Origin of the sequence: Henriciella barbarensis (assembly GCF_003576345.1) — a bacterium.
GTDB classification, from domain to species: Bacteria; Pseudomonadota; Alphaproteobacteria; order Caulobacterales; family Hyphomonadaceae; genus Henriciella; species Henriciella barbarensis.
Map to the genome: position 1 here is coordinate 29,389 of NZ_QWGB01000014.1, position 12,092 is coordinate 41,480.

Below are 12,092 nucleotides of genomic sequence, written 5' to 3' on the forward strand. Positions count from 1 at the left end.
GCGGCTTTTCATGGCCGCAAATTTTACGCTAAAGCCCAACGCCATGACAGACGCGCCCTTCATCGACCTGAAATCGACCCATAATCCCTATCGCTGGTACCTGCCGGTAGAGGAACGCTATTGCGTTGGCCCGCCGGGCAAGAAATTCCTGTTTGGCGGCGTCGGCCTTGGCACGGCGATTACAGCGCTGGAGCGTACGACAGGCCGGCCCTGCATCTGGGCCACGGCGCAATATCTTTCCTTTGCCAATCCGCCGGATGTGCTGGACGTCGATGTCCGTTCACCCGTTGTCGGCAAGAATATCACCCAGGCGCGCGTCCTTGGCCATATCAAGGACCGCGAGATCTTCACGGTGAATGCGGCTGTCGGCGAGCGCGAGTCCGAACACTCGAAGCAATGGCAGACAAAACCGGATGTCGCGCGGCCAGAGGATTGCCCGCCCATGCCGCGCTTCGACAAGCACAATGTCGACCTGCACCACTATCTCGACATGCGTGTCGCGCAGGGGCGCTATTCGCCAGACCGCGCGATCGAGGGCGGCAGCAGCAAGGATGGTCGCGTCGTGCTTTGGGGGCGGTCCAAGACAGGCCACCCGATCGATTCGGCCATGCTCGCCATCATCAATGACTTCGTGCCGTCGGGAACCAGCCATGCGCTCGGCCTGCCGGCCGGCGCAAACTCGCTCGATAATACGCTGCGCATCCATAATATCGTCGAGACTGAGTGGGTCTGTTGCGATATCCAGATCGAAGGCGTTCATAATGGCTTCGTGCATGGCCGTGTCGCCATGTTCGCAGATGACGGGACGCTGATGGCCACGGGCAGCCAGTCCGGCATCATCCGCTTCTTCGACCCGGAAGCGTTCAAGGCGCGGTTCGAAAAGTCCTGATTTTTCGGAGAAGAGGCGCCGCCAGAACGCGCCGCAAAAGTGCCGGGGTGCATTCTGTCACCATGTCCGGCTTTTTGGGGACGCAGCCATTCTGGCCGTGCGGGGGATAGGACAGGCTGCAGGCTTTCTGCCTGCAGCTGATCTGTCATTGGATGGCCATTCTGGCTTCCTGACCTAGACTATGCGTGAGCGGCCCGGACCGTTCCCATGTTTCTGCAGAAAAACGTAATGTGCCAGATTGGGGCAACTGCAATGGCTATTGCAGGGCGGCGTGCGTCGCGTCTGAATTGGCTGCGCAGCTGTTCTGCGCGCCATGAACTTCTATGGGACGGCGTTTGTCGGCCGATAGCGCAGCGGCCGCAGCAATGGCCTCAGCGTCCGAAAACATGGTCGCGAGACGCTTCAGGCTTTCTTCGCGCGCAGCCGGTGTTTCGGCGCTCTCCAGCGCCATGAGCTGTGTTTCGCCTTCTTCAGCCATGCCTCGAAAGATGCACCCAAGATCTGACGGCCCGCCTGAGCCATCAATCCAGCTGCCAAGCCGGCCGGCGGTCAGCGCAAAGCGGCCGATCTCGGTCTCATAGCTGGCCGGGATGCTGGCATCGCTTTCCAGAAGATCGATTGTGTCCTCATAAAGCGCGCTTGCTTTCGTCCCCCAGTCGCGGGCGAGGTCCGGCGACGCTGCCGCTGAGAAGGGCAGGACGACGAAGACAAGAGAGGCGATCAGACGTTTCATCAGGACACAACTTTCATAATTCTCCTGAGACGCGAAGCAAGCCAGATGCCAGTCGCCTGAGGGGAGGCGTGGGCCGGCCTCGCCTTGACTTCCCACAACGCGCTCCATATCCACCCCGGTAATGAACACAGAGCTGCATCACCATCATCACCACGCGTGACGCGCCGCATGAGGCGCGACCCAGTCCGGCTGCGCCTCTCTTTCAAGTGTTCATACCATCTTTTTGAACCGCCAGAGGCCAAAGCCGCGACAATGGGTTTCGCGTCTTGTCCAGCGTGTCTGCTTCACACCTTTCCCGGCTTCGTCTAAGCGAAGCGCGACTGACCAGACAGGACCTCCAATATGGCCAAGAAGAAACAGGACCCGGACGCCCCGAAAAGTGGCAAGGACCTCGCGCGAAAGCCGCGCGGCTTTCCAGATCGCCGCGAAGCGCTGATCCATGCCCAGGCCGAGATGATCGACCGGGTCACCTCCGTCTACCGCCGTTGGGGTTTTGAGGCACTTGATACCGGCGCCTGGGAATATGCAGACGCGCTCGGAAAGTTCTTGCCAGACGATGACCGCCCGAATGCCGGTGTCTTCTCCATGCAGGATGATGACGAGCAGTGGGTATCGCTGCGCTATGACCTGACAGCGCCGCTCGCCCGTTTCGCAGCCGAGAACTGGCAAACCCTGCCAAAGCCCTTCCGCCGCTATGCCGCCGGGCCTGTCTGGCGCAATGAAAAGCCGGGCCCGGGCCGTTTCCGTGAATTCCTGCAATGTGACGCTGATACGGTCGGCGCGGCGGGCGCGCATGCCGATGCCGAAATGGTCGCCATGGCCGCCGAAGCCATGCGGGCCGCCGGCGCTGGAGATGGAGAGTTTGCCGTCCGCGTGAATACGCGCCGCCTGCTCAACGCAGTGCTTGAAGGCGTAGGGGCGAATAGTGACACCGCGCGCCTAACAATCCTCCGTGCGCTCGACAAGCTGGACCGGCTTGGCGAAGAAGGCGTCAAACTCCTGCTCGGCCCGGGCCGAGAAGATGAAAGCGGCGACTTCACCAAGGGAGCAGGGCTCGGAACGTCAGAGATTGACCGCGTGATGGCGTTCGCGAAAGCGGGCCGACCGACACGCGGCGAAACGCTTGAGGCGCTCGGCCGCGCGGTCGGCACAGGTGAAGAGGCTGAGGCTGGCCTTGCCGAACTCACTGCCATCGCGCGCGGCCTCGAAGCCTTCAATTGTCCGGACACGGACGTTCTGTTCGACCCGTCCGTTGTGCGTGGGCTTGAATACTATACCGGCCCTGTCTTTGAGGCTGAGCTACTGCGTGAGACGGTCGACGAGGATGGCAACACCGTCCGCATCGGCTCTGTTGGTGGCGGCGGGCGTTATGATGATCTCGTCGCCCGCTTCACAGGCGAGAAAGTCCCCGCGACCGGCTTCTCTGTCGGTATTTCCCGATTGGCGACGGCTTTCGCCATATCCGGTGATATCGAGACGCTGAACGGCCCGGTCGTCATTCTCAACATGAACCGCGATGACCCGACCGAAGCGCTCAAACTCGCGACTGAACTTCGCGCCGCTGGTATCCGCGCCGAGGCCTATATGGGCAGCTCCGGCATGCGCCCTCAGATGAAGTATGCAGACCGGCGCGGCGCGCCCGTCGCTGTCATGGTCGGTGAGGATGAGATCGCCAAAGGCGTTGTCACCATCAAGGATCTGAAAGAGGGCGCCAAGCAGGCAGCCGCAATCAAGTCCAATGAGGAGTACCGTGAAGCCCGCCCCGGCCAGTTCGAAGCTCCGCGCAGCGAAATGGTGGCCCGCATCCGCGAAATCGTGGAGGCGTCGGAATGAGCACACCAGCTGACATCTTCTCCCGCCTTGGTGGCGACATCGTCGATCCGCCAATCGTCATGCCCGCCAGCCAGCCGCTGGAGCTTTCGGGCGAAGCCGTCCGCGCACGCCTCTGCGTTTTCGTGAATGAACTCGGCGAGGAATGCGCGCTCCGCCCCGACCTCACCCTGCCTGTCGCATTGGCGCAAGCCGAAGAGGGCATCAACGGCGAGACAGTGAAACGCTATGCCGCTCGCGCGTTCCGCCTGCCCGTCGTGTCTGGCGATGCGCTTGAATTTACGCAGGTCGGTTTCGAACGCTACGGTGCGCCATCCAATGCGGAAACCGATGCCGAAACCTTCGCGCTCGTTTGTGAAGCAGCTGGCACCGCTGGCGTCGCTGATTGCGAAGCGCGGATGGGTGACCTTGCCGTCTTCCCGGCCTTCGTGGATGCACTCGGTCTCGCGCCGGGGCTCGCCGATGCGCTGAAGCGGGCCTTCCGTCAGGCAGGCGGTGTCTCTGCGCTGCTTAACTCCGGCGGCTCTGAGCCCGTCCACGGCCTTGCCGCCCGCCTCAAGGGCGCGCGCCCGGAGGAGGCGAAGGCTATCGTCGCTGACATCTTTGCACTTGCCGGTATCCAGCCACAGGGTCACCGCACCCTCGACGAGATTGTCGAAGGCCTTCTGGCGCAGGCTGCCGACGCCGAACATGGCGCCGCGCCCGATACCGCGCGCCAGACGCTTGAAGCTGTCATGGCCGTGAACTGCCCGCCCGCGCAGGCGGCTGACAAGCTGCTCGCCACCTCCCGTCAGGCAGGCCTTGAAGGCCTCGACCCGGTCCTGGACCGGCTTCAGACCCGTACCGACCGTATGACAGAGCTCGCGCCCGCCTTCATGACCGATGCGCGCTTCGGCACGCCATTCGGTCGCCGCTTCAACTATTATGATGGCTTCCTGTTTGAGCTGTTTAACCCCGGCGAAGCCGACGGCCGCCGCCCATTCGGGGCAGGCGGGCGCTATGACACGCTTCTGGCACGTCTCTCCGGCGGCAAGGTCGAAGCGACCGGCATCGGCGGCGTCGTCCGCCCTGACCGTCTGACAAAAGGAGCCACCGCATGACCCGGCTCAAACTCGCCATCCCGTCCAAGGGTCGCCTGAAAGACAATGCAGAGAACTGGCTCGCCCGCGCTGGCTTCAAACTGCGCCAGTCCGGCGGTGACCGCGGCTATACCGCAGAGCTGAAAGGCCTGCCGGATGCCGATGTGCTGCTCCTCTCCGCACGAGAGATTGCGCAGGGCCTGATCGACGGTGCATTCCATATCGGCGTGACCGGTGAGGACCTTCTCAACGACCTTTCGGCAGACCTTGCCCGCGACGCATCCGTCATCAAGCGGCTGGAATTTGGCGGGGCCGATGTGGTCGTCGCCGTGCCTGCGGCCTGGCTCGACGTGAACACGATGGCTGACCTTGAAGCTGCCGGGGCGGGCTTCCGCCAGCGCCATGGCCGGCGCATGAAAGTCGCCACGAAATACCTCCGTCTCACCCGTAACTATTTCTCTGAAAAGTCTGTGGGTGAGTACCGTCTCGTCGAAAGCGCCGGCGCGACAGAGGCGGCTCCGGCCTCCGGTCAAGCTGAAGTCATTGTCGATATCACCTCGACCGGTACGACACTGCGCGCCAACAGCCTCAAGGTTCTCGATGACGGCGTGATCCTGAAAAGCCGCGCCGCCCTGGCGGGGTCGCTCCGTGCCGACTGGTCGGGCGGGGCGAAAGACGTGCTCCAGAAACTCCTCGCCTCGATCGAAGCCGTGGAATCGGCGGATGCGACCAGCCTTCTGGTCGTTGGCGGGAAGGTCGAGGAATCACTTCGCGATTCGCTTGGCCTTGCCAAAGTCTCCGCCAATTCCTTCCTCAGCCCATCCGGGAAAGCGGTGGAAAATGCCCGAAAACTTACTGAATCTGGAGTGAATTCGGTCTCTATCCTCAAATCGGACTTCATTTTCTCCCAGGCGACGCCCTCCTATGAGGCATTCATTGCCCAATTTTCGACACGTGCTTGACTCTGTGACAGAAAATTAGCATTCAGATAAGGCAAGTTTCTGGGAGGAAACGCTGCAATACTTTTTACGGGCGCGGCCACAAGCCGCGCCTTTTTTTATGCGCCGTTCAAGTGTCGCTGCACTCCCCTGTTAACTCCCGAAAGAAAAAGGCCCCGGTGGGGCCTTTATAAGTCACTTCCGATTTTTGAAGGGCCCGGCTGGCGGCTCAGGGTCAGGGCGTCAGGGTTTGCTACCAGCCGGGTTTAGTTATTATTGTTTTTCAATATATGACTTATCGATAAACGTCAAGCGCTTATCGAAAAACATAATGAAATATTCGTAATCCAGCCCATTCGGAGAGCGGAAGCGGCGCATTTAATGGGGCGCGCCTTGATTGACCACAGCGCAAGCGACATGGCTTGCATGCAGAGTTGCAATTGCAACTTTCTGTGTTCGCCAGCTTCAGGCTCGCCTTCAGCGCCGCAAAGGCCCATGTGTTGACTTTGAAATCAGCGCCAGCCATCCCCAAGACTAACGCAGTCCTGAACCCTCTAGGAGCTTGAGAAAAATGTCAGATCCGCGCGCCCACATCATGCCCGTCTACGCCCCGCCATCGGAGGTGTTCGTGCGAGGCGAGGGTGTGAACCTCATCACAGAGGAAGGTGACAGCTATCTTGACTTCGTGGCCGGTATCGCGGTCAGCTCGCTCGGCCACTCGCACCCACAGCTGGTCGAAGTCCTTCAGGAACAGGCCGGAAATCTCTGGCACCTCTCCAACATGTTCCGCGTCCGCGCGGGCGAGGAGCTGGCCGACAAGATGTGCGCCCGCACCTTTGCGGATCGTGTCTTCTTCACCAATTCCGGCACCGAAGCGGTTGAGTGCGCGCTGAAAGCCGCCCGCAAGTATCACTGGTCGAAGGGTAATGAGGACCGCATCGAGTTCATCACCTTCACCGGCGCTTTCCATGGCCGCTCGCTAGGCGCGATCAATGCTGGCGGTAACCCGAAATACCTCGAAGGCTTCGGCCCGGAAATTCCCGGCTTCCGCCAGCTTGAGTGGGGCGATCATGACGCCCTGAACGAAGCGGTGACAGACAAGACCTGCGCGGTCTTCGTTGAGCCTGTGCAGGGCGAAGGCGGCGTGCGCGCCATGCCAGAAGAATGCCTGACCGGCCTTCGCAAGCTCTGCGACGAGACCGGCACGCTGCTTATCTATGACGAAGTCCAATGCGGCATGGGCCGGACGGGCAAGCTCTTCGCGCATGAATGGGCCGAGCACGCTGAACCGGACATCATGTGCGTCGCAAAGGGTGTCGGCGGCGGCTTCCCGTTCGGCGCCTGCCTGATGACCGAAGAGGTTGGCCTACCCATGCAGCCCGGCTCCCACGGCTCGACCTATGGCGGCAACCCGCTTGCCATGGCCGTCGGCAATGCTGTCTGGGACATTATTTCGGACGAGGAGTTCCTCGCCGAAGTGCGCCGGGTCGCTGGTACGGTTGCCCAAGGCCTCAAATCCCTCGCAGACAGTCATGCCGACAAGGTCGAAGGCGTCACGGGCAAGGGCCTCCTGACCGGCCTCAAGCTGAAATCAGCGCCAAAGCCTGTCCAGAATGCCTGCCGCGAAAAGGGCCTTCTTGTCGGCGTCGCCGGTAATAATGTCCTGCGCCTCGCGCCGCCGCTCATCATCAAGGACGAAGACGTCCGCAAAGCCGTCAGCGTTATGGATGAGGCGCTGAGCGAGTGGGAAATGGAGGGGTGAGCTGGTTCGAGAATTACACGACGGCGCGCAAATTCGTCGTGATCTGGAACCTACTACTTTTGCCCTTTGTCGGTCTCTTTATCGCGCTGAACTGGCGAATGCTTCTTGAGGACCTCGGCGTTCTCCTGCTCATTCCGTTGGGCGCCGCCGTGATTGTTTTCCCGTTTATCTGGTATCTGACACGACGCGGCGGTCCCATAGACTTCGAACTGTAAACGCAGCCAGCCAGGTTCTTCGCACTGAATTAAAAAAGCCGGCCCCGAAAGGCCGGCTTTCTCATGTCTGGCTAAAGCCAAGACCTACTTCTTGGTCATGCCCTTCATGCCCATGCGGCCGATCTCGTTGCGGCCGACGACCATGTGGTGCACTTCGTCCGGGCCGTCCGCGAGGCGCAGCGTACGCTGGCTGGTGTACATGTCGGCCAGCGGCGTCCACTGGGATACGCCGGTTGCGCCGTGCATCTGGATGGCATCGTCGATGATCTTGCAGACCTTCTCCGGCACCATCGCCTTCACCATGGAAATCCAGACGCGGGCTTCCTTGTTGCCGAGGACGTCCATCGCCTTGGCAGCTTTCAGCACCATCAGGCGGCAAGCCTCGATCTCGATGCGGGCGCGGGAGACTTTCTCCTGATTGCCGCCGAGCTTGATGAGTGGCTGACCGAAGGCATCACGGCTCATGCCGCGTTCCAGCATCAGGTCGAGCGCCTTTTCTGCCGCGCCGATGGAGCGCATGCAGTGGTGGATGCGGCCTGGGCCGAGGCGCAGCTGGGAGATCTCGAAGCCGCGACCAACGCCGAGCAGGATGTTCTCTTCCGGCACTTTCACATCCGTGAAGCGGATATGCATGTGGCCGTGCGGCGCGTCATCCTTGCCGAAGACATGCATCGGGCCGAGAACTTCGACGCCTGGCGTGTCAATCGGGACGAGGATCTGCGACTGCTGCTCGTGGCTCTGGCCGTCAGGATCGGTCTGCACCATGACGATCATGATCTTGCAGCGCGGGTCGCCGGCACCAGAGGCATAGTACTTCTCGCCATTGATGACCCACTCGCCATTTTTCAGGACGGCTTCCGTGCGGACATTACGCGCGTCCGAACAGGCCGTGTGGGGCTCTGTCATTGCGAAGGCAGAGCGGATTTCGCCGGCGAGCAGAGGCTTCAGCCACTGTTCCTTCTGTGCCTTCGTGCCGACGCGTTCGAGCACTTCCATATTGCCGGTGTCAGGCGCAGCGCAGTTCATGCACTCTGATGCGAGTGAGTTCTTGCCAAGCTCGGCGGCGATATACGCATAGTCGAGGTTTGGCAGGCCTTCGCCGGTTTCAGCGTCCGGCAGGAAGAAGTTCCAGAGGCCCTGATCCTTGGCTTTCTGCTTGACCGCGTCGAGCAGCTCAAGCTGGCCGGGAACATAGGAAAAGCGGTCTGCGCGGCCTTCGCCAAGTTCGTGGAACTTGACGCTCATCGGCTCGACTTCTTCCTTGATGAAGCGTTTGACGTGCTCATAGAGCGGCACCGACTTTTCAGACATGCGCAGGTCATTGAGATCGTCGCGTACATTTACTGTACCGAGTGTTGCGGTATCCATTTGGTGATCCTCCCGAAGATCGCGTGTTGGTGGTGGCTGGCTGCCCGGCTGGCCCGAACAGTTGATTGTTTCACTAGTGAAGTATATCCTCCAGGACGAGGACTCGCAAGGGGCAGGAATGACGCACGACACACGAAACCCGCGAATCTACTCGCGCCTTCAGATTGCTGCCCAGCTCTATCGCAAGGTCGCAGATCGCCAGTTGGTCGAGACGGCAGGCCTGACCGCGCCGCAACTTGGCGTGCTGACGCGGGTCGCCTCGGCAAAGGCGCTCAACCAGACGAGCCTCGCGCGCGATCTCCGCCTGAATGACTCCGCCATTACGGCCATGGTACGCCGTCTTATCGGTATGGGAATGCTGGAAAAGACGCGAAGCGAGAGCGACAGCCGCGCCTTCGTCCTGAAGCTGACCGAGCAGGGTCAGGCGGCGATCGACCGCGCGGTCAACCAGCCCATCGCCATCAATCGCCGCATCGAAGAGGAATTCGGCGCAGAGGCGCTACTGCAATTCACCGAAAAGCTGAACCGCATCATCGCCCTCTGCGACGAGGAATCCATGGTCGAGGCTGAAGGGTAGAAGTAGGTCAGAGCCGACTCTTCGGATTGGCGTCACCCTGGATGGCGCAGCCATCTGGGGGGCATCTCCTGTCTCTGAGTTCGGCCGCACAGGTCGAAGGGTGTCCAATTCTCCGAGAATTGGAGGCCCAACTACCGTTGCGATCATATAGAGGCGTCAGAAGCTGGACCCTCAGACCGCTAGCGCGGTCGAGGGTGACGCCAGATAGGCAGGTCAACGCACCAGCTCGAACCAGAGATCACGCCAGTCAGGGTTCTGTGCTTCAATCAGATTGATCTTGTTTTGTCGTCGGTAGGACTTGATAGATTTCTCACGATAGATGGCCTGCGAGACGAGGTCGTGGACCTCGTACCAGACGAGGTGCTTGCAACCATATCGCTTCGTAAATCCCGGAATGTGACCCTCGCGGTGTTCGCCCACGCGTCTTACTAGATCCGATGTGACGCCGGTATAAAGCGTACCATTGCGACGATTGGCCAGCATGTAGACGGCGGTCACCTTATCCCAGCTTGCCATCTTTGCCTGCCATCAGTGTTAGGCGTCACCCTCGACCGCGCTAGCGGTCTGAGGGCCCATCTCCTGCCTTCGCCATGATCGCCACGTGGAAGTTCAGTAGATGGTCTTCCAGATGGGCTTCGCGGCCTTAAGCCGCCGCGCTTTCGCGCTTCGCAACGCGGTCGAACCAGGCAGCGATATTCTTGAAGTCGCGGTTCAGCGGTTGGCCGACTTGTTCACCGAAAGCGAGGAAGCAGAACAGCAGGATGTCGGCGAGGGTGAACTTGTCACCGGCGACATAGTCGCGGTTCGCCATCTGCTTGTCGAGAAACGCGACATTGTCCTGCGTGAAGGCTTTCAGACCATCGGCCGCTTCTGGCAGGCAGCGCACACGGTCCTTGAACATTGGCAGGCCCTCGGCCCCGCGAAAGGCGGTCGTCATGGGCTCGACGATCTTGAGGTCGACCCAGCGGGTCCAGCGGCGGGTCTGGGCGCGCTCTTCCGGCGTCGCGCCGATCAGGCTGTCGCCGGGGCTGGTTTCGTCCAGATACTCGCAGATCGCCGTGATTTCGGTAATGAGCGCGCCGTCATCGAGCACCAGCGCTGGTGACTGACCGTGCGGGTTCTTTTCCAGATAGTCGGGTTGCCGGTTCGCGCCGGCCATGATGTCGATCTCTTCTTTTGGAATATCGACCCCGCGCTCTGCCATGAACATGCGTACGACGTGCGGGTTTGGTCCGACGGAATTATAGAGTTTCATGGCGCGTCTCCTCAGGCGTGTTTGTCTTCTCAGACACCCGAGACTATCGGCGCTAACCAGTGCGGCAAGCCATGACGCAGGGTTCAGCGAGACTTCTTCGAACGCTCGAAACGCTTCGACTTATCTGTTTTTTCGGCCTTCTGCCTGGCCGTTCTGGTCGTCAGGCCGCGCTCGCGACGGCTGATGACGCCATTTACTTCAGCGCCAGCGCAGATCGCAAATGATGAGAGCCAGAGCCACATGAGAAGCGCTGCAACGGCGCCCAGGGACCCGAACGTCTCATTATAATCGGCGAAGGCGCTGAGATAGAAAGAGAAGGCGACCGAGGCGAGCAGCCAGATGACGCCAGCAACAATTGCGCCCGGCAGAATTGGCCGCGAGCGGCTTTCATGTGAACGCACGGTGTGCGGACGGGCTGTTCGCATGAAGGCATAGATGCCAAGCAGGAACAGGCTGACCAGGCCGAGCCAGCGAATGATGCGCAGCAGGGCATCTACGAAAGCGCCAAGCTGAAGCGCTTTGATGATCGGTGGCACCGCGCCAATCGCCGCGAGCGATATAATCGCAAACACAATAGCGCCAGCGGTAAATCCGAGGGCCAGAAGGTTCTGTTTAAGGAAACCACGCTTGGCGGGCCGGTCATAAGTCACCGCGATCGCAAGGAGGAGGGCATTCGCGCCGCGCGATGCCGACCAGAGGGCGATGATGAGTGAGAGAAGCGCGCCCCATGACAGGCCTGACGACTGCGACTCTGCGATGCGGATCATCTGCGCAGTGATGAGCCTGTACGCCTCTTCAGGCAGAAAGGTCTGCATGATCTCAAAATAGTCGCGAAGGTCGGCGGAGCTTGTGAACAGGCCCCAGACCATCAGCGCACAAGCAACGGCCGGGAAAACTGACAGGAAGGCGTAAAAGGCCACGCCGCCAGACACCAGGGCCACATCATCGTCGCCAATGCGCCCGAATGTGCGCGTCACAACGTTCACAACAGGATAGCCCCACCGTTTGTAGAGCGGGGCGTTCCTGATCTTGTAGAGTATTTCCGAACCAATCATCAGCCTAACAACTCCGGCGACAAAGGCCCGTTCCGGCGTCCCCTTGACGCAGGACGCCCCAGCGTCAGTATCGGATGAAGCTGAATTCTGGAGGGACGTGACATGCTGAAGAACCCGAAAAACTGGCTCGCCATTATTCTGGTCGCGCTGATCATCATCTTCGCGCTTCAGAACATGGAGCTCATTAGCGTCAACTTTCTGGGCTTTGGTTTCGAGACGCGCCGGGTGCTTCTGATCTTCTTCTGCGTCGTGATAGGTTTTGTGCTGGGCAAGAGCATCCGCTTCAAACGCAGTTGAGCTGATAGAGGGGTGCAGCCAGTTTGCGCCAGAACGGACAGGTGAGGAATTTCGCAGGTATTTTTCGAGCCGCTCTGATGGCCTGCCTATGCAC

13 protein-coding genes are annotated in these 12,092 nt (G+C 60.5%); 8 read left to right on the forward strand and 5 right to left on the reverse strand.

The window, feature by feature from the left end:
• Positions 1-10 precede the first annotated feature (10 nt).
• Complete coding sequence (locus D1224_RS14565; protein WP_119380667.1) at positions 11-889, forward strand: acyl-CoA thioesterase; 879 nt, start codon at positions 11-13, stop codon at positions 887-889.
• Between the two features lie 256 nt (positions 890-1,145).
• On the opposite strand, the gene D1224_RS14570 is transcribed toward D1224_RS14565, so the two are convergent.
• Positions 1,146-1,622, reverse strand: coding sequence for a hypothetical protein (locus D1224_RS14570; protein WP_119380668.1), 477 nt, complete (start codon positions 1,620-1,622; stop codon positions 1,146-1,148).
• Between the two features lie 342 nt (positions 1,623-1,964).
• Between D1224_RS14570 and hisS the strand changes: the two genes are divergently transcribed.
• From hisS to D1224_RS14595, 5 genes are all read left to right on the forward strand, one after another.
• Positions 1,965-3,455, forward strand: a complete 1,491-nt coding sequence (gene hisS / locus D1224_RS14575) for a histidine--tRNA ligase (protein WP_119380669.1) — start codon at positions 1,965-1,967, stop codon at positions 3,453-3,455.
• The gene (locus D1224_RS14580; RefSeq protein ID WP_119380670.1) at positions 3,452-4,552 is read left to right on the forward strand and encodes an ATP phosphoribosyltransferase regulatory subunit; all 1,101 of its coding nucleotides are present in this window, start codon (positions 3,452-3,454) and stop codon (positions 4,550-4,552) included. The genes hisS and D1224_RS14580 overlap by 4 nt, the downstream gene beginning before the upstream one ends.
• On the forward strand, positions 4,549-5,493 hold the full coding sequence (hisG, locus tag D1224_RS14585) for an ATP phosphoribosyltransferase (RefSeq protein ID WP_119380671.1): 945 nt from the start codon (positions 4,549-4,551) through the stop codon (positions 5,491-5,493). The genes D1224_RS14580 and hisG overlap by 4 nt, the downstream gene beginning before the upstream one ends.
• Before the next feature lie 547 nt (positions 5,494-6,040).
• Positions 6,041-7,231 (forward strand): aspartate aminotransferase family protein, encoded by a 1,191-nt coding sequence (locus D1224_RS14590; protein WP_119380672.1) that lies wholly within the window; start codon positions 6,041-6,043, stop codon positions 7,229-7,231.
• A complete protein-coding gene (locus tag D1224_RS14595) occupies positions 7,228-7,446 on the forward strand; it encodes a hypothetical protein (protein ID WP_119380673.1) in 219 nt (72 codons plus the stop codon). The genes D1224_RS14590 and D1224_RS14595 overlap by 4 nt, the downstream gene beginning before the upstream one ends.
• A gap of 84 nt (positions 7,447-7,530) precedes the next feature.
• Here D1224_RS14595 and D1224_RS14600 read toward each other — a convergent pair whose 3' ends face one another.
• Positions 7,531-8,814: an acyl-CoA dehydrogenase family protein gene (locus D1224_RS14600; protein ID WP_119380674.1), complete on the reverse strand. Its 1,284-nt coding sequence runs from the start codon at positions 8,812-8,814 to the stop codon at positions 7,531-7,533.
• A 118-nt stretch (positions 8,815-8,932) separates the two neighbouring features.
• Between D1224_RS14600 and D1224_RS14605 the strand changes: the two genes are divergently transcribed.
• On the forward strand, positions 8,933-9,391 hold the full coding sequence (locus D1224_RS14605; protein WP_119380675.1) for a MarR family winged helix-turn-helix transcriptional regulator: 459 nt from the start codon (positions 8,933-8,935) through the stop codon (positions 9,389-9,391).
• A gap of 213 nt (positions 9,392-9,604) precedes the next feature.
• Here D1224_RS14605 and D1224_RS14610 read toward each other — a convergent pair whose 3' ends face one another.
• The 3 genes from D1224_RS14610 to D1224_RS14620 form a co-directional block, all read right to left on the reverse strand.
• Entirely contained in the window at positions 9,605-9,907 is a 303-nt protein-coding gene (locus tag D1224_RS14610; RefSeq protein WP_119380676.1) for a GIY-YIG nuclease family protein, read from the reverse strand.
• A 127-nt stretch (positions 9,908-10,034) separates the two neighbouring features.
• Positions 10,035-10,646: a glutathione S-transferase family protein gene (locus D1224_RS14615; protein WP_119380677.1), complete on the reverse strand. Its 612-nt coding sequence runs from the start codon at positions 10,644-10,646 to the stop codon at positions 10,035-10,037.
• An 83-nt stretch (positions 10,647-10,729) separates the two neighbouring features.
• Positions 10,730-11,701: a YihY/virulence factor BrkB family protein gene (locus tag D1224_RS14620; RefSeq protein WP_119380678.1), complete on the reverse strand. Its 972-nt coding sequence runs from the start codon at positions 11,699-11,701 to the stop codon at positions 10,730-10,732.
• A 102-nt stretch (positions 11,702-11,803) separates the two neighbouring features.
• Here D1224_RS14620 and D1224_RS14625 point away from each other — a divergent pair, with 102 nt between their 5' ends.
• Positions 11,804-11,998 (forward strand): LapA family protein, encoded by a 195-nt coding sequence (locus D1224_RS14625; protein WP_119380679.1) that lies wholly within the window; start codon positions 11,804-11,806, stop codon positions 11,996-11,998.
• Positions 11,999-12,092 lie beyond the last annotated feature (94 nt).